Here is a 26,910-nt window from a genome sequence, read left to right on the forward strand (position 1 = left end):
TTTCGAACGCAGCGAGCGCCTGCCGGCGCTCCGGACGACAGTGGAGATGACGAGTGTCTGAGAACGCACCGGCCGCCGACGCGCCGCGTGGTGACGAGGCAGAGGACCGGGTGACCGAGGTGCACACCGAGCCGGCCGACGTGACCGCCGGCGCGGTCCAGGAGCACGACTACGCGCACGCGGTGGGTGCCGAGGACGACGCGGCCGCCGAGCCGGAGATCGACCTCGACGCGATCCGCGACCAGCTCCGCGGCGACGAGGGCGACTCCGCCGCCCCGGCCGCGCAGGCCGACGAGCCCGAGCGCGACTTCGAGATCGACCTCGGCAGCGGCTCCTACAGCTCGCGGGACACCGAGGACGACGTCGACATCGACCTCGACTTCACCAGCCGCACCGAGCCGGAGGCCGAGGAGGACGAGGGCGGTATCAACCTCGACTTCGACGCCGAGCCGGAGGAGGACGAGGACGAGGAGGACGCCGAGGCCGACACCGCCGAGGCCGACGCGCTCGAGGCCTTCCGCACCGAGCTGCGGAGCAAGTTCGGCGACTGGTACGTGGTGCACACCTACTCCGGGATGGAGAACCGGGTGCTGCAGAACCTCGAGAACCGGGTGTCCTCGCTCAACATGGAGGACTTCATCTACGAGATCGTGGTCCCCACCGAGGAGGTCACCGAGATCCGCAACGGCCAGCGCAAGCAGGTCCGGCGGACGGTGCTCCCCGGCTACGTGCTGGTCCGGATGGACCTCACCGACGAGTCCTGGTCGACCGTGCGGCACACGCCGTCGGTCACCGGCTTCGTCGGCCACTCCAACCAGCCGGTGCCGCTGAGCCTCGACGAGGTCGAGAAGATGCTCGCCCCGGCCGTGATCGCCAAGGTCGCCGCCGGCAAGGAGGGCGGGACGACCCGGCGCAAGAAGAAGGTCGAGGTCGCCGACTTCGCCCCCGGAGACTCGGTCATGGTGGTCGACGGCCCGTTCGCGGGCGTGCACGCCACCATCACCGAGATCAACACCAACAGCCAGCGGCTCAAGGCGCTGGTCGAGATCCTCGGCCGGGAGACCCCGGTCGACCTGACCTTCCCGCAGATCCAGAAGGTCTGACCGCACGAGTCCCGCGCGCCGAACGCGGGGCGGAACCACACAGTAAGGACCCGAAACAATGCCACCCAAGAAGAAGGTCGCGGCCCTGGTCAAGGTCGCGCTCAAGGCCGGTGCCGCCACTCCGGCTCCGCCGGTCGGTACCGCGCTCGGCCCGCACGGCGTCAACATCATGGAGTTCTGCAAGGCCTACAACGCGGCCACCGAGGCGCAGCGCGGGCAGGTGATCCCGGTCGAGATCACCATCTACGAGGACCGCAGCTTCACCTTCGTCACCAAGACGCCGCCGGCGGCCGAGCTGATCAAGGCGGCCGCGGGGATCAGCAAGGGTGCGGGCAACCCGCTCAAGGACAAGGTCGGTCGGATCACCGCCGCCCAGGTCCGCGAGATCGCCACCACCAAGCTGCCCGACCTCAACGCCAACGACGTCGAGGGCGCGATGAAGATCGTCGAGGGCACCGCCCGGTCGATGGGCGTCACCGTCGACAAGTGACCCGCTGACCAGCGCGTCACACCACACAGCACACCCGTGGCAGGGCCGGCGCGGCCCGGACCACACCTGGTGACCCCCCGGGGTCGAGAGAGGAACCAGACATGAAGCGCAGCAAGTCCTACCGGGCGGCGGCCGAGAAGGTCGACGCCGACAAGCTCCACACCCCCGCCGAGGCGGTGGGCATCGTCAAGGCGAACGCGTCGGCGAAGTTCGACGAGACCCTCGACGTGGCCATCCGGCTCGGCGTCGATCCGCGCAAGGCCGACCAGATGGTCCGCGGCACGGTCAACCTGCCCAACGGCACCGGCAAGACGGCACGGGTCCTCGTCTTCGCCACCGGTGACCGCGCGCAGCAGGCCCTCGACGCCGGGGCCGACGAGGTCGGTTCCGACGACCTGGTCGAAAAGATCCAGGGCGGCTACCTCGACTTCGACGCCGTGGTCGCCACCCCGGACATGATGGGCAAGATCGGCCGGCTCGGTCGGGTGCTCGGGCCGCGCGGCCTGATGCCGAACCCCAAGACCGGCACCGTGACGATGGACGTGGCCAAGGCGGTCACCGACATCAAGGGCGGCAAGATCGAGTTCCGGGTCGACCGGCACGCGAACCTGCACTTCATCATCGGCAAGGCGTCCTTCACCGACGAGCAGCTGCAGCAGAACTACTTCGCGGCGCTCGACGAGGTGCAGCGGCTCAAGCCGAGCGCCTCGAAGGGCCGCTACATGCGGAAGATCACCATCTCCTCCACGATGGGGCCGGGTGTGCAGGTCGACCCGACCAAGTTCCGCGCCGAGGCCGAGCAGCCCGCCTGAGGTCCGACCTCACGCCGCCAGTCGCACCCCGCACAGACGCCGACGGCCCGGGAAGCATCCGCTTCCCGGGCCGTCGGCGTTTCTGCGCGTGGCGAGCGGATGCCTCAGGCGCGGACCGCCTCGGTCGCCGGTGCGTGGTTCTCCTCGAGCTCCTCGGTGACCTCCTCGAGTTCCTCGGTGACCTCCTCGAGTTCCTCGGTGACCTCCTGGTCGTTGCCCGCGTTCGCGCCGCTGATCAGCCGGTGCGCGGTCATCGCCACCAGCATCCCGGCGAACACCGCCGCACCGCCGATCGCGAACGGCAGCGCGTCGCCGTAGCGGGCGGCCAGCAGGCCGGCGACGAACGGGGCGATGCCACCGCCGATGAACCGGACGAAGCTGTACGCGGCCGAGGCGGTCGGCCGGGGGACCGGGGCGACCAGCATCACCGTGGCGGTGACCAGGGTGTTGTTCATGCCGATGAACGCGCCGCTGAGGATGACGCAGAGCATCACCACCCACGGGGTCTGGACGAACACGGCGATCGCGGCAACGTCGATCGACATCAGGAACAGCGTCAGGTAGAGCGAGCGGGCGGTCCCGATCGCCTTCTGCGCCCGCGGCGCGACGAACACCGCGAAGATCGCCACCAGCACGCCCCAGCCGAAGAAGACGAACCCGAGCTGGTGGACGCCGACCTTCATCGGGTACGGCGCGTAACCCAGGATCGTGAAGAAGCCCCAGTTGTAGAGCAGCGCGGTCAGCGAGACGGTCAGCAGGCCGCGGTAGCGCAGCGCCTTGAGCGGGGCGCTGATCCGCGCCTTCTCGGCCGGCGGCGGGGTCGGCTGCAGCAGCGTGGTGACCAGGACCAGCGCGATGGCCATCAGGGTGGCCACCCCGAAGAACGGGCCGCGCCAGCTGATCCCGCCGAGCAGACCGCCGACCAGCGGGCCGAGCGCGATGCCCAGGCCGAGGGCGGCCTCGTAGAGGATGATCGCGCCCTCGAACCCGCCGCTGGCCGCGCCGACGATGACGGCCAGCGAGGTGGCGATGAACAGGGCGTTGCCGAGGCCCCAGCCGGCCCGGAAGCCGATGATGCCGCTGACGCCGCTGGACAGCCCGGCGAGGGCGCTGAAGACCACGATGATGACCAGCCCGGTGATCAGGGTCTTCTTGGCCCCGATCCGGCTGGACACCCAGCCGGTGATCAGCATGGCCACCGAGGTGACCAGCAGATAGCTGGTGAACAGCAGCGAGATCTGCGCCGGGGTGGCGTCCAGCTGGCTGGCCATGGTGGGCAGGATCGGGTCGACCAGGCCGATGCCCATGAAGGACACCACGCAGGCGAAGGCGACCGCCCAGACCGAGGTCGGCTGGTCGAGCAGCCCGCCCCGGCGTCGGCCGGTGGCCGGTCCGACGGTCTCCGGGTCGGGAACCAGGGCGTGCCGCGGCTGGTGGGTGGTGTGGTGGTCGGAGACGGTGCTCACGAGTTCTCGTCCTCTGTCGTCGTGCGGGTGGGGCTGAGCGGGGTGGCGTCGAGGCGTCGGCCGGACCCGGCGGGCGGGTCGTCACCGCCGGCCTCGCGGGCGGCGGCGACCGCGTCCGGGAGCCCGTCGCGGTCGGCCAGCCGGGCCAGCAGCGGGGCCACCCGGGCCAGCTGCTCGACCTCGTCGGGGTCGAGCCGGTCGACCAGGGTGCCCAGGAAGGCGGCGCGGCCGGCACGGCGCCGACGGCGCACCTCGCGTCCGGCCGGGGTGATCTCGATCAGGGTGCCTCGCGCGTCGCGCGGGTCCGGGCGGCGGTCGACCAGGCCGAGACGTTCGAGCCGGTTGACCATCGTGGTCATCGACGGCTGGCTGACGCCCTCGCGGACGGCGAGCTCGGTGATCCGCAGGGCGCCGCACTCGGCCAGCGAGCCGAGGGTGCTGAGGGCCGAGATGCTCATCGTCGAGTGGGCCGCGGTGTGCCGGACCACGAAACGGACCAGCTCGTCGAGACCGTCGACGACCGCGGCGCTGGTACCCGGGTCCAGGGCGGTGGAGTGACCGACTGACTGCATGCTGTAACTATATATTGCCATTATGGATCGGCTCAAGCCGGTGGGATCGACCGGACTGCCAGGATGGCGGGATGACCGAGCCCCTGCCGCCCGCTCCGGAGGGGACCGGCCTGCGGTTCCGCAGCGCCACCGGCCGGTGGGTGCTGGCGGCCACCGTCGCCGGATCCGGGATGGCGATGCTCGACGGGACGGTGGTCAACGTCGCGCTGGCCCGGATCGGCGCCGAGTTCGGCGCCGGGTTCAGCGCCCTGCAGTGGATCACCAACGGCTACACCCTCACCCTGGCCGCGCTGATCCTGCTTGGTGGCGTGCTCGGCGACCGTTACGGGCGGCGCCGGGTGTTCGTCATCGGTGCCGTCTGGTTCACCGTCGCCTCGGTGCTGTGCGCGGCCGCCCCGAGCGTCGAGGTGCTGATCGCCGCCCGCGCGCTCCAGGGGATCGGTGCGGCGCTGCTGACCCCGGGGAGCCTGGCCATCATCTCGGCCGAGTTCGCCCCCGGCGACCGGTCCCGCGCGGTCGGGGCCTGGTCCGGGCTCGGCGGCGTGGCCAGCGCGCTCGGGCCGCTGCTGGGCGGCTGGCTGACCGGGATCGACTGGCGCTGGGTGTTCCTGATCAACGTGCCCCTGGCCGCGTTCGTGGTCTGGGCGGCCGTCCGGCACGTGCCGGAGTCCCGCGGGACGCCGTCGAACCGGCCGGCCGGCCACCGGCGGCTCGACCTCCCGGGCGTCATCCTGGTCGCGCTGGCCCTCGGGGCGCTCACCTGGGCGCTGACCGCCTCGGGCAGCGAGGGCTGGGGGACCGGCCCCGTGCTCGGGCTCGTGGTCGGGCTGGCGGCCGGCGCGGGCTTCGTGCTGGTCGAGCGGCGCACCGCCGAGCCGCTGGTCCGGCTCGAGCTGTTCGCCGACCGCACCTTCGCGGTGACCAACCTGGTCACGCTGTTCGTCTACGGCGCGCTGTCGGTGTTCTTCTTCCTGCTCGTTCTCCAGCTCCAGGTCGTCGGTGGCTACCCGCCGCTGGCTGCCGGGCTCTCGATGCTGCCCGCCACGGTGCTGATGCTGGTGCTGTCCTCCCGGTTCGGCGGGCTGGCCGACCGCACCGGGCCGCGCCCGCTGATGGCCGCGGGTGCCCTCGTCGCCGCGGCCGGCTTCCTGGCCGCGCTCCGGGTGGGCTCCGGCACGGGGCTCACGGGCTATCTCGCCACGGTGCTCCCGGCGGTCGCGCTGCTCGGACTCGGGCTGTCCGCGCTGGTCGCCCCGCTCACCGCCGCCGTGCTCGGCGCCGCGCCGATCTCCGCTGCGGGAGCCGCGTCCGGGATCAACAACGCGGTCGCCCGGTCCGCCGGGCTGCTCGCCGTCGCCGTGGTGCCGGCGGTGGCGGGGCTGTCGGCGCTCTCCCGCGCCGGGGAGCCGGACCCGGTCGCCTTCGACCGCGGCTACACGGTCAGCATGCTGATCGGGGCCGGTCTGCTGGTGGTGGCCACGGCCGTCTCGGCCCTCCTGCTCCCGAGGCGGGTGCCGTCGGCCGGCCCGCCGCCGGGTGGGGCCGGTCCCGACGACGTCCCCGCGCACCGCCGCACCCACTGTGCGGTCTCGGGTCCGCCGCCGTACGCGGAGGCGCCGAGCCGGCCGTCACCACCCGCCGCGCAGTCCGACCGGCGCGGCTAGCCGGTCACGCCGGTGCGGGTGGCCGCCAGCCGGGCCAGCGGCTCGCCGGTCAGCCGGTAGGGGAGCCAGTCCTCCATCGCCGTCCCGCCGAGGGCGCGGTAGACCTCGATCGCCGGGGTGTTCCAGGCCAGCACCTGCCAGTCGACCCGGGCGTACCCGCGGGCGACGGCGATCCCGGCCAGCTCGGCGAGCAGAGCGCGGCCGAGGCCCTGGCCCCGGGCGGCCGGACGGACGTAGAGGTCCTCGAGGTAGATGCCGTGGACCCCCTCCCAGGTGGAGAAGGTCAGGAACCACAGCGCGAAGCCGACCGGCGTGCCGTATCCGTCCTCGGCGATCAGCGCGTGCACCCGGGGCTGCTCACCGAACAGCGCCCGGTGCAGGTCGTCGACGCTGGTGCGGACCTGGTCGGCCGCCTGCTCGTAGTCGGCCAGCTCGACGACCAGCTCCCGGATCAGCCCCACGTCGTCGGCCCGCGCCGATCGTACCGTCATGCCGCCCACGGTAGGGCGTGAGCGTCCTCGGGCTGTTCGGCGACGGGCGCCCGGGAGACGACAGACCCTCCGGCCGCTGGCCGGAGGGTCTGTCGGGGTGCTGCGGAGGGGGTGCGGCTCAGCTCGGCCGGACGGCCCCGGCGAACGGCATGTAGCTCATCTTGATGTAGCTGACCGTCGAGCCCGGGCGCGGCGCGTGGATGACCTTGCCGCCGCCGGCGTAGATGGCGACGTGGCTGCGACCGGAGTAGAAGAAGACCAGGTCGCCCGGCTTCAGCTGGCTCTTCGACACGTGCTTGCCGTGGTAGTACTGCGTGACCGAGTTGTGCGGCAGGTTGACGCCCACCGACTTCCAGGCGGCCAGGGTCAGGCCCGAGCAGTCGAACGAGCTGGGGCCGTCGGCGCCGAAGCGGTAGGGGTCGCCGAGCTGCTTCTTGGCGTAGGCCAGGGCCCGCTCGCCCTTGCTCGACGACGAGCTCGACTTGTGCGCGCTGTAGCTCACCTTCTTGGTGACGAACTTGCCGCCGTGCTGGAGGACGTTCCAGGTGCCGGCACCGGCGACACCGCTGGTGGTCCAGTGCTGGTTCCGCTGGAGCTTCTTGACCGCGGCCTTGGTGTCGGCGTCGAAGGTGCCGTCGGCGGCGATCCGGTGGCCGAGACCGCGGAGGCCGAGCTGGAGCCGGACCACCGCGGCGCCCTTGGCACCGAGCTTGAGGGTGGGGGTCGAGCCGCGGGTCAACAGCGCGGACCAGGTGTGCCCGTCGACCTTGCCGGTCTGGGCCATCGAGCGCGAACGCTGAAAGCCCTTGACGCCGTTGACGCTGGCCGAGTAGCCGGCGCTCTTGAGGTAGCAGGCTGCAGCGCGGGCGGCGGAGCTCTTGCCGCTCGCGCTGACCGTGGCGACCGAGCTCGGCGCCTTGCAGGTGGCGGCGGAGGCGGTCTGGGTGACCGGGCCGCCGACGGTGAGGCCGGCGGTCAGCGCGACACCGGCGGTGACGCCCATCGCGGCCTTGCCGATCACGCCGGCGCCCACCGGCTCGACGACCGGGGTGAGGCTGTGGCGCGGGCGGCTCTCGCTGCGCCGGACGGTGGTGCCCTCGGCACGGCGCGCGACGGCGGCCCGGCCGGGGGTCTTCGGGTTCTGCTGGTCGAGTCCGCGACTCATGGACTGGGTTCCCCTCGTCAGTGTGCGCCAGTCCTGACCGCGACGACCGCGAGGGGTTCCTCGCTCCGGGGCCGCTGTCCCCGCGTCGGTCCGACCGTTCCGCAACGCTCGATTGGTGCTGCGCCCTGGTGGCGCTCGCGCACGTTATCCATTCGAGACCATGAGAGCAAATTTCGGGGTTTTTCAGGTTGCGATCCCGGGAGACCCTGAGTGGCACGTGCCAGTGACCCTGGCCGCACCACATCCGGGTCCCTCGACCGCAGAATGTGTGGGGGCAGTGCGCGGGCCGCGCCGTCGCGGGCTCGATTCTCTCATCCCTTTCTCATGCGAGGGCTATGGACCGCGTCCCGGCCCGGGCCGGGACGGACCGGGGGCGGACGGGGGAAAGCGCCGGAACGGCTCCGCGAGGCCGCGCGATTTCGTCCCGGGTGCCCGCAGCCGGTACTGTGGGCGACTGCCGAAGACCGCTGGTCGATCGACTCGATCCGAAGACTCCGTTCCGGAGGGCCCGCGCAGGTGACCGTCAGTCGGAGACGACTGGTGAGGAGCAGGACGTCCGTCCAGGAGTCCGATCGCCCCGGGTTGCCCTGCGCACCGGGGCTTTTCGTTTGTCCGGGGTTCTCCACCTCGCGTCGGGCGTCCACCGGGACGCGGCACGACGAGAAGTGGAAGGAGACCCATGGCGAGGCCTGACAAGGCAGCCACCGTCGCCGAGCTGACGAACCGTTTCGCCAACTCGAACGGCGCGGTGCTGACCGAGTACCGCGGACTCACCGTGAAAGCGCTGAAGGAACTGCGCCGCTCACTGGGTGACGACGCCACCTACGCCGTGTCGAAGAACACGCTGACCCAGATCGCGGCCAAGCAGGCCGGTATCGACGGGATCGACGAGCACCTGGTCGGCCCGACGGCGATCGCCTTCATCGACGGTGACCCGGTCGTCGTCGCGAAGGGGCTGCGTGACTTCGCCAAGGCGAATCCGCTTCTGGTGATCAAGGGCGGGATCCTGGACGGCAACGTCCTCAGCTCGGACGAGGTCAGGAAGCTTGCTGACCTCGAGTCGCGCGAGGTGCTGCTGGCCAAGATGGCCGGTGCGCTGCAGGCCAGCCTGCAGAACGCCGTCTCGCTGTTCGCCGCGCCGCTGGCGCAGGCTGCCCGGGCGCTCGGCGCCCTGCAGCAGGCGAGCACCGAGAACCCGAGCCTGATCGGGGGCGCCGGCGAGACCCCGGCCGCCGCCGCGCCGGAGGCGAGCGAGACCGAGGCGGCACCGGCCGCCGAGGGCGAGACCAGCACGACCGAGACTGCCGACGCGGGTGCCGCGTCGGACGAGAACTAAGGAAGGACGCCGACCATGGCGAAGCTCAGCACGGAAGAGCTCCTGGATTCGTTCAAGGAGATGACGCTGATCGAGCTCAGCGAGTTCGTGAAGCAGTTCGAGGACACCTTCGGTGTGACCGCGGCCGCCCCGGTGGCCGTCGCCGCTCCGGCCGCCGGTGGCGCCGGTGGCGGTGCCGCCGCCGAGGAGGAGGAGGCGAGCGACGAGGTCGACGTCATCCTCGACGCCGCGGGCGACAAGAAGATCCAGGTCATCAAGGAGGTGCGCACCCTCACCAGCCTCGGCCTCAAGGAGGCCAAGGACCTGGTCGAGGCCGCGCCGAAGCCGGTCCTGGAGAAGGTCACCAAGGAGGCCGCGAACAAGGCCAAGGAGGCCCTCGAGGCCGCCGGCGCCAAGGTCACCATCAAGTGAGCCTGGCCCTCGGTCGAGGGCACCGCGGTCCGGACGGACCGCAGCACCACCCGTCGGACGGCGGGCTCCCGGGTCGCCCGGGGGCCCGCCGTTCGCGCGTCCGGGCCCGGCGTCCGGCCTCGCGGGCTGCCGACGGGGCGGCTGCGGAGAGGCGGCTGAGGACCCGGCGCCGGGACCGGTGCGGCTTCGTCGAACGGTGCTTGCACCGCCCCGGTGACCAGGTATCATCCTGGTCAGCCCCGGGGCTCTCCCGGTTGGTGGCGGCGTCGCCCGCCCTCAGGGCTTGACTTCTCCTGCTCAGCCCACTATCGTCGAGGTTTGCTCCTCGCATTTGCCGACCCGTTTCGACTTGACTCGGGTCGTTCGCCATGCGCTGAGATCGGGAAGCCCCGGTCTCCGGCTGCCGGGCGGCGTCGTCAGAAGCGCGGGGCGACACAACAGAACACCACGCCAACCACGACCAGCTCAGACGTCTACATCAAGCGAGCCCTCGGAAGGACCACTCTTGGCCGCCTCGCGCACCGCCACAAAGAATCCTGTTGTTTCTGCCACCGGTCGTATCTCCTTCGCGAAGATCGATGAGCCGCTCGAGGTCCCCGATCTGCTGGATCTGCAGATCGACAGCTTCGACTGGCTGATCGGCAACGACGTCTGGCGGCACCGCGTCGACGAGGCCCTCGCGCAGGGCCGTACCGACGTCAACACGAAGTCCGGGCTCGAGGAGATCTTCGAGGAGATCAGCCCGATCGAGGACTTCTCCCAGACGATGTCGCTGTCCTTCCGCGACCACCGCTTCGAGCCGCCGAAGAACTCCGTGGACGAGTGCAAGGAGCGCGACGTCACCTACGCCGCGTCGCTGTTCGTCACCGCCGAGTTCATGAACAACGAGACCGGCGAGATCAAGAGCCAGACCGTCTTCATGGGCGACTTCCCGCTGATGACCGACAAGGGCACCTTCGTCATCAACGGCACCGAGCGCGTCGTGGTGAGCCAGTTGGTCCGCAGCCCGGGCGTCTACTTCGAGCAGACCCCTGACAAGACGTCCGACAAGGACATCTTCACCTGCAAGATCATCCCGTCCCGGGGTGCCTGGCTCGAGTTCGAGATCGACAAGCGCGACATGGTCGGCGTCCGTCTCGACCGCAAGCGCAAGCAGAACGTCACCGTGCTGCTCAAGGCGCTCGGCTGGACCGACGCGCAGATCCTCGAGGAGTTCGGCGACTACGAGTCGATCCGGCTGACCCTGGAGAAGGACCACACCTCCACCCAGGACGAGGCGCTGCTCGACATCTACCGCAAGCTGCGCCCGGGCGAGCCGCCCACGCGCGAGGCCGCGCAGGCGCTGCTGGAGAACTACTACTTCAACCCGAAGCGCTACGACCTGGCCAAGGTCGGTCGGTACAAGATCAACAAGAAGCTGGGTCTCGAGCAGCCGTTCGACCAGCAGGTGCTGACCATCGAGGACATCGTCGCCGCGATCCGCTTCGTGGTGGCGCTGCACGAGGGCAAGGCCACCCTGGACAGCCCGCGCGGCGAGCTCGTGGTCGAAGAGGACGACATCGACCACTTCGGCAACCGCCGGCTCCGCACCGTGGGTGAGCTGATCCAGAACCAGCTCCGCACCGGTCTCGGCCGGATGGAGCGCGTCGTGCGCGACCGGATGACCACCCAGGACGTCGAGGCGATCACGCCGCAGACCCTGATCAACGTCCGGCCAGTGGTGGCCGCGCTGCGCGAGTTCTTCGGGACCAGCCAGCTCAGCCAGTTCATGGACCAGACCAACCCGGTCGCCGGGCTGACCCACAAGCGGCGGCTCTCGGCGTTGGGTCCGGGCGGTCTGTCCCGGGACCGCGCCGGCATGGAGGTCCGCGACGTCCACACCAGCCACTACGGCCGGATGTGCCCGATCGAGACCCCGGAGGGCCCGAACATCGGCCTGATCGGGTCGCTGGCCAGCTTCGCGCGGGTCAACGCCTTCGGTTTCGTCGAGACCCCGTACCGCAAGGCCGAGAACGGCCAGGTCACCGACCAGATCGACTACCTGACCGCCGACGAGGAGGACCGGTTCGTCATCGCGCAGGCCAACGCGCGGCTCGACGAGAACAAGCGGTTCGTCGACGAGCGGGTGCTGGTCCGCAAGCGCCACGGCGAGACCGACGAGGTGCCGAGCGTCGACGTCGACTACATGGACGTCAGCCCGCGGCAGATGGTCTCGGTGGCCACCGCGCTGATCCCGTTCCTCGAGCACGACGACGCCTCCCGGGCGCTGATGGGCTCGAACATGCAGCGCCAGGCGGTGCCGCTGCTCCGGTCGGAGGCGCCGTTCGTCGGCACCGGCATGGAGTACCGCGGTGCGGTCGACGCCGGTGACGTGACCGTGGCCAAGAAGCCGGGCGTGGTGCAGTCGGTGACCGCCGACCTCATCGAGATCGCCGAGGACGAGGGCACCTACACCACCTACCGGCTGGCCAAGTTCCGTCGCTCGAACCAGGGCACCTGCATCAACCAGCGTCCGCTGGTCGCCGCGGGGCAGCGGGTCGAGGCCGGCACTCCGCTGGCCGACGGTCCCTGCACCGACGGCGCCGAGATGGCGCTGGGGCGCAACCTGCTGGTCGCGTTCATGCCGTGGGAGGGCCACAACTACGAGGACGCGATCATCCTCAGCCAGCGGCTGGTCCAGGACGACGTCCTCACCTCGATCCACATCGAGGAGCACGAGGTCGATGCCCGCGACACCAAGCTCGGTGCCGAGGAGATCACCCGCGACATCCCGAACGTCAGCGAGGAGATGCTCGCCGACCTCGACGAGCGCGGCATCATCCGGATCGGTGCCGAGGTCGGCACCGGCGACATCCTGGTCGGCAAGGTCACCCCGAAGGGCGAGACCGAGCTGACCCCGGAGGAGCGGCTGCTCCGCGCGATCTTCGGTGAGAAGGCGCGCGAGGTCCGCGACACCTCGCTCAAGGTCCCGCACGGCGAGTCCGGCACCGTCATCGGCGTCCGGGTCTTCGACCGCGAGTCCGACGACGAGCTGAGCCCGGGCGTCAACCAGCTGGTCCGCGTCTACGTGGCCCAGAAGCGGAAGATCTCCGACGGCGACAAGCTCGCCGGCCGGCACGGCAACAAGGGTGTGATCAGCAAGATCCTCCCGGTCGAGGACATGCCGTTCATGGAGGACGGCACCCCGGTCGACATCGTGCTCAACCCGCTCGGCGTGCCGAGCCGGATGAACGTCGGCCAGGTGCTGGAGACCCACCTCGGGTGGGTGGCCAAGAACGGCTGGGACCTCGACGGGGCCGTCGAGGGCGTCGAGAAGGCCCAGGGCGAGTGGGCCGACCGGCTCCGGGGTCTCGACCTCGGTCGGGTCGAGGGCAACAAGAACCTGGCCACGCCGGTGTTCGACGGTGCCACCGAGGAGGAGATCACCGGTCTGCTCACCTACGGCCTGCCGACCCGCGACGGTCAGCAGCTGGTCAACGGTGACGGCAAGGCGCGGCTCTTCGACGGCCGCTCCGGCGAGCCGTTCCCCGAGCCGGTGGGTGTCGGCTACATCTACATGCTGAAGCTGCACCACCTGGTGGACGACAAGATCCACGCCCGCTCCACCGGTCCGTACTCGATGATCACCCAGCAGCCGCTGGGCGGTAAGGCGCAGTTCGGTGGTCAGCGGTTCGGCGAGATGGAGGTGTGGGCCCTCGAGGCCTACGGCGCCGCCTGGGCCCTGCAGGAGCTGCTGACGATCAAGTCCGACGACATCCCCGGCCGGGTGAAGGTCTACGAGGCGATCGTCAAGGGCGAGAACATCCCCGAGCCCGGCATCCCGGAGTCGTTCAAGGTGCTGGTCAAGGAGATGAAGAGCCTCTGCCTGAACGTCGAGGTGCTGAGCTCCGACGGCACCGAGGTCGAGCTCCGTGACTCCGACGACGACAACTACCGCGCCTCGGACGAGTTCGGCATCGACCTCTCCCGCCGGCCCGGCGAGTCGCTGGGCGTCGAAGAAGTCTGACGTCGCGGGCGCCGGCCGCACCCCACCGGGAGCGGCCGGCGCCGGACGACAGTCACGAGCCAATAGCGCGAACTGAGACAGACGAAGGAAAAGAGACAACGTGCTCGACGTGAACTTCTTCGACACCATCCGGATCGGTCTGGCCACCGCCGACGAGATCCGCGAGTGGAGCTACGGCGAGGTCAAGAAGCCGGAGACGATCAACTACCGCACGCTCAAGCCGGAGCGCGACGGTCTGTTCTGCGAGAAGATCTTCGGTCCCACCCGGGACTGGGAGTGCTACTGCGGCAAGTACAAGCGGGTCCGCTTCAAGGGCATCATCTGCGAGCGCTGTGGCGTCGAGGTGACCCGGAGCAAGGTGCGCCGTGAGCGGATGGGCCACATTGAGCTCGCCGCGCCGGTCACCCACATCTGGTACTTCAAGGGTGTCCCGAGCCGGCTCGGCTACCTGCTGGACATCGCGCCGAAGGACCTCGAGAAGGTCATCTACTTCGCCGCGTACATGATCACCTCGGTCGACGAGGAGGCGCGTCACCGCGACCTGTCCTCGCTGGAGGCCAAGGTCGACGTCGAGCGCAAGCAGATCGAGGGTCGCCGGGACTCCGACATCGAGACCCGGATGAAGAAGCTCGAGGAGGACACCGCGGCCTTGGAGGCCGAGGGCGCCAAGGCCGACGCCAAGCGCAAGGTCCGCGAGGGCGCCGAGCGCGAGGTCAAGCAGTTGCGCGACCGCGCCCAGCGCGAGCTCGACCGTCTCGACGCGGTCTGGAACCGGTTCAAGAACCTGTCGGTCCAGGACCTCGAAGGCGACGAGATCCTCTACCGGGAGATGAAGAACCGGTTCGGCAAGTACTTCGAGGGCTCGATGGGTGCCGCCGCGATCCAGAAGCGGCTGCAGGACTTCGACCTCGAGGCCGAGTCGGCGAACCTGCGCGAGATCATCCAGACCGGCAAGGGCCAGCGGAAGACCCGCGCGCTCAAGCGGCTCAAGGTGGTCTCGGCGTTCCTGAGCACCAAGAACAGCCCCGAGGGCATGGTGCTCGACTGCGTCCCGGTCATCCCGCCGGACCTGCGCCCGATGGTGCAGCTCGACGGTGGCCGGTTCGCGACCTCCGACCTGAACGACCTGTACCGCCGCGTGATCAACCGGAACAACCGGCTCAAGCGGCTGCTCGACCTCGGCGCGCCCGAGATCATCGTCAACAACGAGAAGCGGATGCTCCAGGAGGCGGTCGACTCGCTGTTCGACAACGGCCGCCGCGGGCGTCCGGTCACCGGCCCCGGCAACCGGCCGCTGAAGTCGATCTCGGACATGCTCAAGGGCAAGCAGGGCCGGTTCCGCCAGAACCTGCTCGGCAAGCGCGTCGACTACTCCGGCCGTTCGGTCATCGTGGTCGGCCCGCAGCTCAAGCTGCACCAGTGCGGTCTGCCCAAGGCGATGGCGCTCGAGCTGTTCAAGCCGTTCGTGATGAAGCGGCTCGACGACCTCAACCACGCGCAGAACATCAAGTCCGCCAAGCGGATGGTCGAGCGTCAGCGCCCGGTCGTCTGGGACGTGCTGGAAGAGGTCATCAGCGAGCACCCGGTGCTGCTGAACCGGGCCCCGACCCTGCACCGGCTGGGCATCCAGGCGTTCGAGCCGCAGCTCATCGAGGGCAAGGCCATCCAGATCCACCCGCTCGTCTGCACCGCGTTCAACGCGGACTTCGACGGTGACCAGATGGCCGTGCACCTGCCGCTGAGCGCGGAGGCGCAGGCCGAGGCCCGGATCCTGATGCTGAGCACCAACAACATCCTCAAGCCGGCCGACGGCCGTCCGGTGACCATGCCCACCCAGGACATGATCATCGGGCACTACTACCTGACCATGCAGCGCGACGGTGCTGCCGGCGAGGGTCGTGCCTTCGGTTCGGTGGCCGAGGCGCTGATGGCCCACGACCGCGGCGAGCTGAGCGTGCAGTCGCGGATCCGGATCCGGCTGACCGACGTCGTGCCGCCGGCCGGGGCGACCGCGTCGGCCGACGGGTCGGTGCTGCTCGAGACCACCCTCGGTCGCGCCCTGTTCAACGAGGCGCTGCCGGCGGACTACCCGTACGCCGACTACGAGGTGGGCAAGAAGCAGCTGGGCCAGATCGTCAACGACCTGGCCGAGCGCTACCCGAAGGTCGAGGTGGCGCACTGCCTGGACGCGCTCAAGGACCTCGGTTTCCACTGGGCCACCCGGTCGGGCGTGACCGTGTCCATCGGCGACGTCACCACCCCGGCCGACAAGGCCGAGATCCTGGCGGGCTACGAGTCGCGGGCCGCGAAGATCGACACGCAGTACGAGCGCGGTCTGATCACCGAGGACGAGCGGCGTCAGGAGCTCATCGAGATCTGGACCGACGCCACCAGCCGGCTCGGCCAGGCGATGGAGGAGTCCTTCTCCAAGACCAACCCCATCTACATGATGGTCCACTCCGGGGCCCGCGGGAACATGGTGCAGATGCGCCAGATCGCGGCCATGCGGGGTCTGGTGGTCAACCCGAAGGGCGAGATCATCGCCCGTCCGATCAAGTCGAACTTCCGCGAGGGGCTCACCGTCGGTGAGTACTTCATCTCCACCCACGGTGGGCGGAAGGGCCAGGCCGACACCGCGTTGCGGACCGCCGACTCGGGCTACCTGACCCGGCGTCTGGTCGACGTCAGCCAGGACGTGATCATCCGCGAGGAGGACTGCGGCACCGAGCGCGGCCTGACCAAGACCATCGCGGTCGAGGAGAACGGGCAGTTGGTCGTCGACGAGCACGTCGAGACCGCGGTCTACGCCCGGACGCTGGCCACCGACGTGGTCGGCCCGGACGGCGAGGTGCTGGTGCCGGCCGGGGTCGACCTGGGCGACGTCAACATCAAGCTGCTGGTCGACAACGGCGTGACCCAGGTCAAGGTGCGCTCCGTCCTCACCTGTGAGGCGGTCACCGGGACCTGCGCCATGTGCTACGGCCGGTCGCTGGCCACCGGCAAGCTGGTCGACGTCGGCGAGGCCGTGGGCATCGTGGCCGCGCAGTCGATCGGTGAGCCCGGCACCCAGCTGACGATGCGGACCTTCCACACCGGTGGTGTGGCCGGTGACGACATCACCCAGGGTCTGCCGCGTGTGGTCGAGCTGTTCGAGGCCCGTCAGCCCAAGGGCAAGGCGCCGATCGCCGAGGCGACCGGTCGGGTCGAGGTCGAGGACAGCGACCGCAGCAAGAAGATCGTCGTCATCCCCGACGACGGTTCCGAGCCGACCGAGTACTCGGTCAGCCGTCGTGCGCGGCTGCTGGTCGAGGACGGCGACCGGGTGCAGGTCGGTCAGCAGCTGACCGCCGGTACCCCGGACCCGCAGGACGTGCTCCGCGTGCTCGGCGTCCGCCGGGTGCAGGAGCACCTGGTCGACGAGGTGCAGTCGGTCTACCGGACCCAGGGTGCGCCGATCCACGACAAGCACATCGAGATCATCATCCGGCAGATGCTCCGCCGGGTGACCGTGATCGAGTCGGGCGACAGCGAGCTGCTGGCCGGCGACCTGGTGGACCGGCTCTCCTACGAGGCGGCCAACCGTCAGGTCGTCGCCGAGGGCGGGACCCCCGCCTCCGGTCGTCCGGTGCTGATGGGCATCACCAAGGCCTCGCTCGCGACCGAGTCGTGGCTGTCGGCGGCCTCCTTCCAGGAGACCACCAAGGTGCTCACCGACGCGGCGATCCACGGCAAGTCCGACAGCCTGGTCGGTCTGAAGGAGAACGTCATCCTCGGCAAGCTGATCCCGGCCGGCACCGGCCTGGAGCGCTACCGCAACATCCGGGTGGAGCCCACCGCGGAGGCGAAGGCGCAGGCGTACTCGATGGTCGGCTACGACCCGTTCGACTACGACTTCGGCACCGGCTCGGGCGCGGCCGTCCCGCTGGAGGAGTTCGACATGGGCGACTACCGCTGAGGTAGCGCTCGCTGCCTGCAGAGGCTCGCGGAGGGCGGGTCCGGCTTCGGCCGGGCCCGCCCTTCGGCGTCTCCGGGCACCTGCGCCGAGCCTGTCGAGGCGCGGGCTAGGAGTGACGTGCGCTGAGCCTGTCGAAGCGGGCTCGGGGAGCGGTGGATCCGTCCGTCGCGCGCGGGCTCCGGGGTCGACGCGCTCGCAACCAGTCTCCCTCGCAGGCTCGGTCGACGGCCAGACCCATCCACGCTCGCGCATCGACCCCGGAGCCCCCACGCTCCTCCTGCTCGCGGTGCCGCGCGCTAGGCCTGTCGAAGTGCGCACCCGCGCTGAGAAAGCCGCACTCGACGGGCGTTCCGGCACCCCGCACGGCGTGGCGCGCGATCGAGTGCGGGTTTCTCAGCGGTAGACGTCGACCTCGATCGCCGGGAGCTGTTCGGTCAGCGGGTCGGGGCCGATCAGGGCCAGCAGGTCGGCGTCGAAGGCGGCCAGCCGGTCGCCGAAGAGGTGCGGGGCCGCGTACGACAGCGAGTGGACGGCGTCGAGGACGGTGGCCGGGTCCCGGGTGATCCGGGCGCCGGGGACCTCGAGGCGGCGCTGGTGGGTGAACCCGGCGCGACCGTAGACCTCGGGTTCGTCGCCGCCGGCACCGGGCGGCCGGGTGCCGCGACCGGCCCGCAGCCCGGGGCCGAGGTAGCGCTCGACCAGCGCGGTGATCCGGTCCCAGGACGGCGCCGGCCGACCCGGCACGGGGTCACCACCGTGGGTGGAGGCGTGGACGTGGACCAGCGCACCGCCGTCGGGGACCATCGTCCGGACCGTGGCCGCCACCCGGTCGCGCTCCATCCAGTGGAACGACTGGGCGAAGGTGACCAGGTCGACCGGACCAAGACCGGCGGGCAGGTCCTCGGCCCGCGCCCGCACCCAGGACACCCGGCCGAGGCCACGCTCAGTCGCTGCGGCGGAGGCAACGGCGAGCATCCCGGGGTCCGGATCCAGTCCGACCGCGCTCCCGACGTGCGGGGCGAGCAGCAGGGTCAGCGACCCCGGGCCGCACCCGACGTCGAGCAGTCGTTCCCCACCCCCCAGCCCGACGCCGTCGACGACGGCGGTGGCCAGCTCCTCCGGATAGGGCGCGCGCCCGCGGGCGTAGTGCGCGGCGCTGCCGGCGTACAGCGTGGGGTCCCACGACCAGCGGCTCATGCCCCCAGCCTGGTCCCGGTCCGCCCCTCGCCGCCAGCGCCGGGGGACCGTCCGTCAGGACCGGTCGCGCCGCTCGGGACGCGGCAGGTACCGGACGCCCCAGTGTCGCGTCCAGACGCCGCCGATCAGGGCCAGCACACCGGTGGCGACCCCGGCTCCGACCACGCTGACCAGCGGGGTGAGGATCGCGACCAGGCCGGGGCCGATCAGCGACCCGGCGCCGACCAGCGCGTTCCACCAGCCCATCCAGGCGGCCCGGTTGCGCGGCGGGGTCAGGTCGGCCGACAGGGTCTTGTTGATCCCGGCCCCGAGTCCGTTGCCGAGCGCCAGCACCACCGCGACCGCGAGAAAGCCGGGCACCGACGAGCCGAGCGGGCTGAGCAGGAAGGCGATGCCGGTGCCGAACAGGCAGGGGAGCAGGACGGCCAGCCGGCCGTACCGCTGCATGATCGACCCGGCCGGCAGCACCAGCGCGATCTCCACCGCGGCGGCGACCGCGAAGGTCAGCGAGATGATCTTGGCGTCGTGGCCGAAGGCGTGGCCGAGCAGCGGGATCAGCAGGTCGCGGTTGGTCCGGACCGCGGCCACCACCATCACGCCCAGCCCGACCAGCACGAACGGGCGGACGATCGCCCGCCGCTCCTCCGCGGTCGGCGGCTCGGGCGGAGCGGCCGTGGGGTCGCGGCGTGCGGCGGGCGCGACGAACACCAGCACCGACACGATCGAGAGCAGGGCGGCGACCAGGTGCACGACGAAGACCGCCTCGAGGTCGGCCAGGCTGAGCACCAGCGCGCCGACCGCCGGCCCGAGCACCCGCCCGATCCGCAGCACGCCACCGAAGGTGGTCATCACCCGCGCCCGGGCGGCGTGCGGGACGTGGTCGGCCAGATAGGTCTGCCGACCGAGGTCCCAGGTCTCGTCGCCGAAGGCCAGCACCACCAGGCTGATCACCAGCACCAGCGCGGCCGTCCCCGGTCGGGACGCCTGCGGTTGGCCCGCCGCCCAGAGGCAGCCGAGCAGCGCCAGCACGGCGAGCGAACCGCCGATCACCAGCCCGCGGCGCTCACCGATCCGGGCCATCCCCTGGCCGAGCGGCACCGGGCTGACCACCGCCACCACGCCGATCACCGTGGTCAGCACGGCGACCTGGGCCACCGACAGACCGAGCCGCAGCCCGACCAGCGGGATCACCGGGACGATCGCCGCGGTGCCGGTCGCGTAGAGCAGCGTCGGCAGCATGATCGGCAGCAGCAGCGAGCGGAGGACGGCCCGCGGGGTCGGCTCGGTGGTCGTCGGGTGCTCGTCGGTCCGCGCCGTCATGCCCGCCTCTCGCCAGATGTCTTGACGTCAAGATACCTGGCCGATGCTTCGCTGCCGAGGCTCGGGTCGCGATCTGGACAGGGCTTTCCGCAGTGGGCAAGGTGCCGGGTCGATCGAGCCGCCCGAGAGAGGCGTTTCGACGGGCTCAGCGCACGTGTCGCGTGGGGCGCTTCGACAGGCTCAGCGCGCGTATCGCTTCGACGGGCTCAGTGCGCGTATCGCTTCGACGGGCTCAGTGCGCGTATCGCTTCGACCGGCTCAGCGTGCGGGCTCGGCGGAGGTGTCTGACTTCGCTCGGTGAGCGGGGAGGGTCGAGGCGTGGGACCGGCGGACGCCGGCCAGTGGGGCTGTGCGAGTATCGAGGAATGAGACCAAAGTCTCAAGATGTGAGAGCACCAGGGACGGCCCGGCGGTGGGCGATGCTCGGGGTCGGGCTGCTCGACCAGGCGGTCAGCGCCTACTTCGTCCACGGGGCGGCCTTCCTGCTGCCCGAGCTCGGTCGCCGCGGCTACCGGCTGGCCGAGGCAGGCGTGCTGGTCGCGATGCCCACCGTCGGGGTGATGCTGACGCTGATCATGTGGGGGATCGCGGTCGACCGGTTCGGCGAGCGACGGGTCCTGATCACCGGTCTCACCCTCACCGCGGCCGCCGGTGCCGCGGCGGCCCTGTCCGGTTCGGTCGTCGGGCTGGGCGCCTTCCTGCTGCTCGGCGGGATGGCCGCGGCGAGCAGCAACGCGGCCAGCGGCCGGATCGTGGTCGGCTGGTTCCCGGCGCGCCGGCGCGGGCTGGCCATGGGGATCCGCCAGATGGCGCAGCCGCTGGGGGTGGGGATCGCGGCGCTGACCGTGCCGACGCTCGCGCAGCGGCTCGGGCTCGAGGGCGCGCTGTGGCTGCCCGCCGCGCTCGCGGCGGTGGCCGCGGTGACCACCGCCGTCCTGGTCGTCGACCCGCCGCGTCCGTCGCGGGCGCACGCGGAGCGCACCGGGCAGCTGGCGAGTCCCTACCGTCGGAGCTCCTTCCTCTGGCGGGTGCACGGGGTGTCGGTGCTGCTGGTCGTGCCGCAGTTCACCGTCTGGACGTTCTCGCTGGTCTGGCTGATCGCCGACCGCGGCTGGGCCGCCGGCCCGGCCGGGCTGCTGGTCGCGCTCACCCAACTGCTCGGGGCGGCCGGACGGCTGCTGGCCGGCCAGTTGTCGGACTCGGTGGGCAGCAGGATGCGGCCGCTGCGCTGGGTCGCGGTCGCCGCCGCGCTGACCATGCTCGCGCTCGGGGTGGCCGACGAGCTGGTCCGGGGGAGGGCGTCGTTGCTGCCGGTCGCGGTGCTGGTGGTGGCCTCGGTGATCACCGTGGCCGACAACGGGCTGGCCTTCACCTCGATCGCCGAGGTGGCCGGACCGTTCTGGTCGGGTCGCGCGCTCGGCGCGCAGAACACCGCGCAGTTCCTCGCGGCCTCGGCGGTGGCGCCGGGCGTCGGCGCGCTGATCGGACTCGTCGGGTACGGCTGGGCCTTCGCGCTGGTCGCGGTCTGCCCGGCGGTCGCGGTGCCGCTGGTGCCCGGGCTCCGTGCCGAGCGGGCCGCCGACCGGGAGCGCGCAACCCAGCCGGTCTGAGTGCCGGGCCCGTCCGCGCGGCCCGGGGCGACCGACACGGCCTCGTAACGACGTCGACGTCGGGTGGTGACCGGGCCGCCTGAGAATGCTCTCAGCCGCTACAGTCCTGCACGACCCAGGAGGCAGCATGACCGATCTCGACACCGACGCCCCCACCCGGAACGACGATCCCGGCGGCCAGGGCAGCTCCCTCGACGCGGAGCAGGTCGGCTACAAGCAGACGCTCGGCAGCCGCCACGTCCAGATGATCGCCATCGGCGGCGCGATCGGCACCGGGCTGTTCCTCGGCTCCGCGTCGCGGCTGCACAGCACCGGCCCGGCCCTGCTGTTCAGCTACGCCTTCGTCGGGGTCATCGCCTACTTCCTGATGCGCGCGCTCGGTGAGCTGGTGCTGCACCGGCAGACCTCCGGTGCGTTCGTGTCCTACATGCGCGAGTTCTTCGGCGAGGCCGGGGCCTTCGTCACCGGCTGGATGTACTGGCTCAACTGGGCGCTGACCGGGATCGCCGAGCTCTCTGCGGTCGGGCTCTACGTCCAGTACTGGCTGCCGACCATGCCGACCTGGGCCACCCTGTTGATCGCGCTCGCCGCGGTGCTGGTGATCAACCTGCTGTCGGCCCGGGCGTTCGGCGAGTTCGAGTTCTGGGCCGCCGTACTCAAGGTCGGCGCGATCGTCGTCTTCCTCGTGGTCGGCATCGTGGTGGTCGTCGGCGGGTTCAGCATCGGTGGCCACAAGGCCGGCTTCCAGAACCTGTGGAGCAACCCGGGCGGCTTCTGGCCGCACACCGGCGACTTCGCCTGGTACGGACCGCTGCTGGTGATGTCGGGCGTCGTCTTCGCCTACGCCGCGATCGAGATGGTCGGGGTGGCGGCCGGCGAGATGGCCGACCCGCGCAAGGAGGTGCCCAAGGCGGTCAACGCGGTGATCTTCCGGATCGCCGTGTTCTACATCGGCTCGATCCTGCTGCTGGTCTCGATGCTGCCGACCTCGGACTACAAGTCCGGCACCAGCCCGTTCGTGACCGTCTTCGAGCGGCTCGGCATCACCTGGATGAGCACGGTGATCCAGGCCATCCTGATCATCGCCGCGATGTCCAGCCTCAACTCCGGCCTCTACTCGACCGGTCGGGTGCTACGGAGTCTCGGGATGAGCAAGCAGGCCCCGCAGTTCACCCTCAAGATGAGCAAGTCCGGGGTGCCGTGGGCCGGGATCGTGATGACCTCGGTGGTCTACTTGCTCGGCGGCGTGCTCAACTACTTCGCCGCCGATGCGTTCGAGATCGCACTCGAGGCCTCGGCCATCGGCGTCGTGTTCACCTGGGCGACGATCTTCGTCTGCCAGATCAGGCTCCGTCAGCTGAGCAACCGCGGGGTGGTGCCACCGAGTGCCTTCCGGGCGCCCGGATCACCGTGGACCTCGATCATCGGGCTGGCGTTCCTGGCCTTCGTGATCGTCGGGATGGGCATCTCGGGCTGGCAGAGCTCGCCCTACCTGCTGCACAAGACCACCTTCCTGGTGGTGGCCTTCGGCATCCCGATCCTGGCGGTGGTGATGTTCGTCAGCTGGAAGGTGATCAAGCCCAAGGTGATCGCCAACACCGGTGGGCGGATCCAGTCGGTCTGGACCAACGACGGCCCGCGCTACGGCGACGACGTCGACGCCGACGACCTGGACAGCACCGACGGAGCGGTGGTCTGACCGTGCGGGCGGCGTCCGCGGTCCTGGTCGTGCTGAGCACCGTCGCGCTGCTCGGCGCGGCCGGCTGCAGCTCCGACGCGTCGCCCGGGACGACGCCGTCCCCGGTGCCCGGTGCCTCCAGCGGCGGCTCGCTCACCATCGGCATCTCCTTCGACCAGCCGGGGATCGGGCTCAAGGACGGGGACACCTACACCGGCTTCGACGTCGACACCGCCACCTACGTCGCCCAGGCGCTCGGCGTGCCGAAGGACAAGATCACCTGGAAGGAGGCCGACCCGGCCGACCGCGAGACGCTGCTGACCAGCGGGCAGGTCGACCTGGTGTTCTCCAGCTACTCGATCACCTCGGAGCGGCGCAAGGTCGTCGACTTCGCCGGGCCCTACTTCGTCGCCCACCAGGACCTGCTGGTCCGGCGCAACGACACCGACATCACCGGCCCCGAGACCCTCGACGGCCGGACGCTCTGCTCGGTGCGGAACACCACCTCCGCGCAGCGGGTCACCCAGTTCTACCGGGGCAAGATCACGCTCAGGGAGTACCCGAAGTTCTCCGACTGCGTCGCCGCGCTCGCCGCCGGCGACGTGGACGCGGTGAGCACCGACGACGTGATCCTGGCCGGGTACGCCGCCGAGCCGCGCTACCGCGGCAAGCTCCGGCTGGTCGGCAAGGGCTTCTCCGACGAGGAGTACGGCGTCGGGGTGAAGAAGGGCGACACCGTCCGGGTGCAGCAGGTCGAGGCCGCGCTCAAGCAGTACGTCGCCGACGGCTCGTGGCGACGCTCGCTGGCCCGCAACGTCGAGCCGTCGGGGTACGCCATCCCGGACCCGCCGACGATCGGGTGAGTGCGGCCGGGTCCGCCAGGCCCGAGGATGGTGGGGTGGACGGGGCGTTCGGGTCGGGCGGGGCGGACGAGGAGGGGCGGCAGCGGCTGACCGCGCTGCTCGCCGAGCACCCGCTGTTCGCCGCCACCACCCCCGCCGAGCGCGTCGCGCTGGTGGCCGGGGCCCGGTTCCACCGGTACGGAGCGGGCGAGCTCGTGCTCGACGCCTTCCGGGCGCCGACGTCGGAGGTCCACGTCGTGCTCACCGGGCAGGTCGACGTCTGGAGCGACGCCAGCCGCACCCTCGAACCGGCCGACGAGCGGCGCGGGCCGGGCGAGCTGTTCGGGTTCTCGGCGATGCTCACCGAGCGGTCGGTCGGCCCGCGGGTGATCGCCGCCGAGCGGACGCTGGTCGCCGCGCTGCCCGCCGACGAGGTGGGCCCGGTCTTCTCGAGCCCGGCCGGGGCCCGGTTCCTGGCCGCCGACGCGGCCGTCCGGGTGCTGCCGACCACCCGCTTCGTCAGCTACAGCCTGGTCGACGACCTGATCACCTCGCCGCCGCTGGTGGTCGACCCCGACGAGCCGGTCGGCCGGGTGGCCCGGACGATGAGCGAGCGCGGGCTGGGCTACGCGGCTCTGCCCGTCCCCGGCGGGATCGCCCTGGTCACCGACGCCGTGCTCCGCGACCGGGTGCTCGCGGCCGGACGGTCCACCGACACCCCGGTCGGCACGCTGGTCGACGGGCCGGCCCCGTCGGTGCTGCTGGGCACCTCCGCGGCCGAGGCCCAGATCCTGCTGCTCGAGCAGGAGCTCGACGTGCTCGCCGTGGTCGACCGGGCCGGCCGGTTGCGCGGTGCGGTCTCGGCCCGCGACTTCGCCGTCTCGCCCACCGGGGTCGGGGTGTCGCTGCACGAACGGCTGCGGCGGGCCGCCGACACCGAGGAGCTGGCCCGCCGGGCGCGCCGGATCCCGGCCGCGCTGAGCGAGCTGCTGGCCCGCGGGCTGGCCACGGCGCGGGTCATCGTGCTGCACCAGGCGATGATCGACACCGTGGTCCGGCGGGCCATCGCGCTGGTCTTCGCCGACCGGGACGGCGTCTCGCCCGAGGCGTTCAGCTGGCTCGCGCTGGGCAGCAACGGCCGCCGCGAAGCGGTGCTCAGCTCCGACGTCGACTCCGCGGTGTCGTTCGTCGACGGGCTGGCCCCGGCGGAGTGGCCGGCCTACCGGCAGGCCTTCGCCGTGGTCACCCGGGTGCTCGAACAGGCCGGGCTGCGGACCGACGACCACGGGGCGGCCGCGTTCCGGCCGGCCTTCTCGCGGAGCAACGCGGAGTGGCGTCGCGCCGCCCGCGGCTGGTTGGCCGCCCCCGAACGCGACCAGGGCGCGATCATGACCTCGTTGCTGGTCGACGGCCGGCCGATCCACGGCGACGAGGGCCTGCCCGCGGTGACCCGGGTGTTCGGCGATCTCCGCGAACACCCCGGCACCCTCCGGCTGCTGCTCGAGGAGTCCTTGTCGCGTCGGGCCCGGATGCCGTCGGTGTGGGAGGTGGTCACCCGCAAGGCCGGGGTGTTCGACGTCAAGGAGCACGCGGTGCTCCCGGTGGTCAACCTGGCCCGCTGGGCCGGGCTGGCCGTGCACAGCACCGAGCTGGGGACCGTCGACCGGCTCCGCGCCGCGGCAGGGTCGCCGATGCTGCCGGCGGACCGGGCTGACACCCTGGTCGAGGTGTTCGAGGTGTTGCAGCGGATCCGGCTCCGCTACCAGCTGCTGGCCCAGCAGCGGGGCGACCGGCCCACCGACCGGCTGGCGCTCGACCGGCTCTCGCCGATCGACCGCGGCCTGGTCACCGAGGCGGTCCGGACGATCGCCGCCGCCCAGCGCCGGATGGACAACGTCGCCCAGTACGTCCCGCCGTCCGGCTGGACCGGGCCACGGTGAGCGCCCGGCTGCTCAGTCCGTCCGTCGGCACGCCGCCCGGCCGGGTCGCGGTGATCGGCGACGTCGGCGGTCACCACGACGCGCTGGCCGCCGAGCTCGGTCGGCTCGGCGTCGGCCGCGACGGACGGCTGCCCGACGACCTCACCGTGGTGCAGGTCGGCGACCTGGTGCACCGCGGACCCGACTCGGCCGCGGTGGTCGCGCTGGTCGACCGCTACCGCCGCGAGCAGCCCGATCGCTGGGTGCAGCTGGCCGGGAACCACGAGGCCCAGTACCTGCGCGAGCCCGCCTTCGTCTGGCCCGAGCAGCTCGACGACGGGACCGCCGCGACGCTCCGCGACTGGTGGCGCGACGGCTGGCTCCGGGTCGCCGCCGCCGTCGAGGGCTCCGACGGCGAGCAGTGGCTGGTCACCCACGCCGGGCTGACCCGCGGGTTCTGGCGCGAGGTGCTCGACGCCCCGGTCCGCGCCGGGACCGCCGCCGACCGGCTGAACGCGCTGGGCGCCGCCGACGACGACCGGCTGTTCCGCGCCGGGCGGATGCTCGGCGGCGGTCCGGCCGACCTGGCCGCGGGCCCGCTCTGGGCCGAGGCGGCCGGCGAGCTGCTGGCCGGCTGGACGGCCAGCCGGGTGCCGTTCAGCCAGCTGCACGGTCACGCCGTGGCCACCGGCCGTCACAGCCGGCTCGACCCCTGGCTGGCCGAGGCGACCCGGGTCGACCGGAGTCGGGGGCACGAGGAGACCGCGTTGGCCGGCGGCCGGATCGTCGGCGTCGATCCCGGGCACGGCCGCCGGGCCAGACGCGCGTGGCAGGCCTACGTCCTCGGAGGCTGACCGTTTCTCCGCTTCTGCG

19 protein-coding genes are annotated in these 26,910 nt (G+C 71.4%); 13 read left to right on the top strand and 6 right to left on the bottom strand.

Annotated features, from left to right (window positions below; genetic code table 11):
- Positions 1–182 precede the first annotated feature (182 nt).
- The 3 genes from nusG (at position 183) to rplA (ending at position 2,405) form a co-directional block, all read left to right on the top strand.
- Positions 183–1,103: a transcription termination/antitermination protein NusG gene (gene nusG / locus FHX74_RS20910; RefSeq protein WP_407941460.1), complete on the top strand. Its 921-nt coding sequence runs from the start codon at positions 183–185 to the stop codon at positions 1,101–1,103.
- A 58-nt stretch (positions 1,104–1,161) separates the two neighbouring features.
- Complete coding sequence (rplK, locus tag FHX74_RS03250) at positions 1,162–1,593, top strand: 50S ribosomal protein L11 (protein ID WP_182558610.1); 432 nt, start codon at positions 1,162–1,164, stop codon at positions 1,591–1,593.
- A gap of 101 nt (positions 1,594–1,694) precedes the next feature.
- On the top strand, positions 1,695–2,405 hold the full coding sequence (rplA, locus tag FHX74_RS03255) for a 50S ribosomal protein L1 (protein ID WP_182558611.1): 711 nt from the start codon (positions 1,695–1,697) through the stop codon (positions 2,403–2,405).
- A 104-nt stretch (positions 2,406–2,509) separates the two neighbouring features.
- Here rplA and FHX74_RS03260 read toward each other — a convergent pair whose 3' ends face one another.
- Both FHX74_RS03260 and FHX74_RS03265 read right to left on the bottom strand, forming a co-directional pair.
- Entirely contained in the window at positions 2,510–3,871 is a 1,362-nt protein-coding gene (locus tag FHX74_RS03260) for an MFS transporter (RefSeq protein WP_328823588.1), read from the bottom strand.
- Positions 3,868–4,479 (bottom strand): MarR family winged helix-turn-helix transcriptional regulator, encoded by a 612-nt coding sequence (locus FHX74_RS03265; RefSeq protein ID WP_182558612.1) that lies wholly within the window; start codon positions 4,477–4,479, stop codon positions 3,868–3,870. The genes FHX74_RS03260 and FHX74_RS03265 overlap by 4 nt, the downstream gene beginning before the upstream one ends.
- A 35-nt stretch (positions 4,480–4,514) precedes the next feature.
- Between FHX74_RS03265 and FHX74_RS03270 the strand changes: the two genes are divergently transcribed.
- Entirely contained in the window at positions 4,515–6,107 is a 1,593-nt protein-coding gene (locus FHX74_RS03270) for a DHA2 family efflux MFS transporter permease subunit (RefSeq protein ID WP_182558613.1), read from the top strand.
- On the opposite strand, the gene FHX74_RS03275 is transcribed toward FHX74_RS03270, so the two are convergent.
- Complete coding sequence (locus FHX74_RS03275; RefSeq protein WP_182558614.1) at positions 6,104–6,598, bottom strand: GNAT family N-acetyltransferase; 495 nt, start codon at positions 6,596–6,598, stop codon at positions 6,104–6,106. The two genes, FHX74_RS03270 and FHX74_RS03275, sit on opposite strands and share 4 nt — an antisense overlap.
- A 118-nt stretch (positions 6,599–6,716) precedes the next feature.
- Complete coding sequence (locus tag FHX74_RS19790; protein ID WP_220483401.1) at positions 6,717–7,763, bottom strand: C40 family peptidase; 1,047 nt, start codon at positions 7,761–7,763, stop codon at positions 6,717–6,719.
- Positions 7,764–8,442: 679 nt separating this feature from the next.
- On the opposite strand from FHX74_RS19790, the gene rplJ reads away from it, so the two are divergent.
- From rplJ to FHX74_RS03300, 4 genes are all read left to right on the top strand, one after another.
- Positions 8,443–9,099 carry a 50S ribosomal protein L10 gene (rplJ, locus tag FHX74_RS03285; protein WP_182558615.1) on the top strand — a complete coding sequence of 219 codons (657 nt, stop codon included), beginning with the start codon at positions 8,443–8,445 and terminating at the stop codon, positions 9,097–9,099.
- A gap of 15 nt (positions 9,100–9,114) precedes the next feature.
- Entirely contained in the window at positions 9,115–9,510 is a 396-nt protein-coding gene (gene rplL, locus FHX74_RS03290; protein WP_182558616.1) for a 50S ribosomal protein L7/L12, read from the top strand.
- 505 nt (positions 9,511–10,015) lie between these two features.
- On the top strand, positions 10,016–13,516 hold the full coding sequence (rpoB, locus tag FHX74_RS03295) for a DNA-directed RNA polymerase subunit beta (protein WP_182558617.1): 3,501 nt from the start codon (positions 10,016–10,018) through the stop codon (positions 13,514–13,516).
- Positions 13,517–13,616: 100 nt separating this feature from the next.
- Positions 13,617–17,471 carry a DNA-directed RNA polymerase subunit beta' gene (locus FHX74_RS03300; RefSeq protein WP_182558618.1) on the top strand — a complete coding sequence of 1,285 codons (3,855 nt, stop codon included), beginning with the start codon at positions 13,617–13,619 and terminating at the stop codon, positions 17,469–17,471.
- Positions 17,472–17,864: 393 nt separating this feature from the next.
- Here FHX74_RS03300 and FHX74_RS03305 read toward each other — a convergent pair whose 3' ends face one another.
- Positions 17,865–18,668 carry a class I SAM-dependent methyltransferase gene (locus tag FHX74_RS03305; protein ID WP_182558619.1) on the bottom strand — a complete coding sequence of 268 codons (804 nt, stop codon included), beginning with the start codon at positions 18,666–18,668 and terminating at the stop codon, positions 17,865–17,867.
- Positions 18,669–18,722: 54 nt separating this feature from the next.
- Positions 18,723–19,988, bottom strand: a complete 1,266-nt coding sequence (locus FHX74_RS03310; protein ID WP_182558620.1) for an MFS transporter — start codon at positions 19,986–19,988, stop codon at positions 18,723–18,725.
- 386 nt (positions 19,989–20,374) lie between these two features.
- Here FHX74_RS03310 and FHX74_RS03315 point away from each other — a divergent pair, with 386 nt between their 5' ends.
- The 5 genes from FHX74_RS03315 (at position 20,375) to FHX74_RS03335 (ending at position 26,891) form a co-directional block, all read left to right on the top strand.
- Positions 20,375–21,598: an MFS transporter gene (locus FHX74_RS03315; protein WP_328823589.1), complete on the top strand. Its 1,224-nt coding sequence runs from the start codon at positions 20,375–20,377 to the stop codon at positions 21,596–21,598.
- Between the two features lie 127 nt (positions 21,599–21,725).
- Positions 21,726–23,297, top strand: coding sequence for an amino acid permease (locus FHX74_RS03320; RefSeq protein WP_182558622.1), 1,572 nt, complete (start codon positions 21,726–21,728; stop codon positions 23,295–23,297).
- Positions 23,298–23,299: 2 nt separating this feature from the next.
- Positions 23,300–24,139, top strand: a complete 840-nt coding sequence (locus tag FHX74_RS03325; RefSeq protein WP_182558623.1) for a glutamate ABC transporter substrate-binding protein — start codon at positions 23,300–23,302, stop codon at positions 24,137–24,139.
- 35 nt (positions 24,140–24,174) lie between these two features.
- On the top strand, positions 24,175–26,058 hold the full coding sequence (locus tag FHX74_RS03330) for a putative nucleotidyltransferase substrate binding domain-containing protein (RefSeq protein ID WP_182558624.1): 1,884 nt from the start codon (positions 24,175–24,177) through the stop codon (positions 26,056–26,058).
- Positions 26,055–26,891 (top strand): metallophosphoesterase, encoded by an 837-nt coding sequence (locus FHX74_RS03335; protein WP_182558625.1) that lies wholly within the window; start codon positions 26,055–26,057, stop codon positions 26,889–26,891. The genes FHX74_RS03330 and FHX74_RS03335 overlap by 4 nt, the downstream gene beginning before the upstream one ends.
- Positions 26,892–26,910: the final 19 nt, after the last annotated feature.

It is taken from the genome of Microlunatus kandeliicorticis, assembly GCF_014137855.1.
Taxonomy (GTDB): Bacteria; Actinomycetota; Actinomycetes; order Propionibacteriales; family Propionibacteriaceae; genus Microlunatus; species Microlunatus kandeliicorticis.

Coding starts and splice junctions, on each gene's coding strand:
- rplK (WP_182558610.1), top strand. CDS start 1,162: ATGCCACCCAAGAAGAAGGTCGCGGCCCTGGTCAAGGTCGCGCTCAAG.
- rplA (WP_182558611.1), top strand. CDS start 1,695: ATGAAGCGCAGCAAGTCCTACCGGGCGGCGGCCGAGAAGGTCGACGCC.
- FHX74_RS03270 (WP_182558613.1), top strand. CDS start 4,515: ATGACCGAGCCCCTGCCGCCCGCTCCGGAGGGGACCGGCCTGCGGTTC.
- FHX74_RS03275 (WP_182558614.1), bottom strand. CDS start 6,598: ATGACGGTACGATCGGCGCGGGCCGACGACGTGGGGCTGATCCGGGAG.
- FHX74_RS19790 (WP_220483401.1), bottom strand. CDS start 7,763: ATGAGTCGCGGACTCGACCAGCAGAACCCGAAGACCCCCGGCCGGGCC.
- rplJ (WP_182558615.1), top strand. CDS start 8,443: ATGGCGAGGCCTGACAAGGCAGCCACCGTCGCCGAGCTGACGAACCGT.
- rplL (WP_182558616.1), top strand. CDS start 9,115: ATGGCGAAGCTCAGCACGGAAGAGCTCCTGGATTCGTTCAAGGAGATG.
- FHX74_RS03305 (WP_182558619.1), bottom strand. CDS start 18,668: ATGAGCCGCTGGTCGTGGGACCCCACGCTGTACGCCGGCAGCGCCGCG.
- FHX74_RS03310 (WP_182558620.1), bottom strand. CDS start 19,988: ATGACGGCGCGGACCGACGAGCACCCGACGACCACCGAGCCGACCCCG.
- FHX74_RS03320 (WP_182558622.1), top strand. CDS start 21,726: ATGACCGATCTCGACACCGACGCCCCCACCCGGAACGACGATCCCGGC.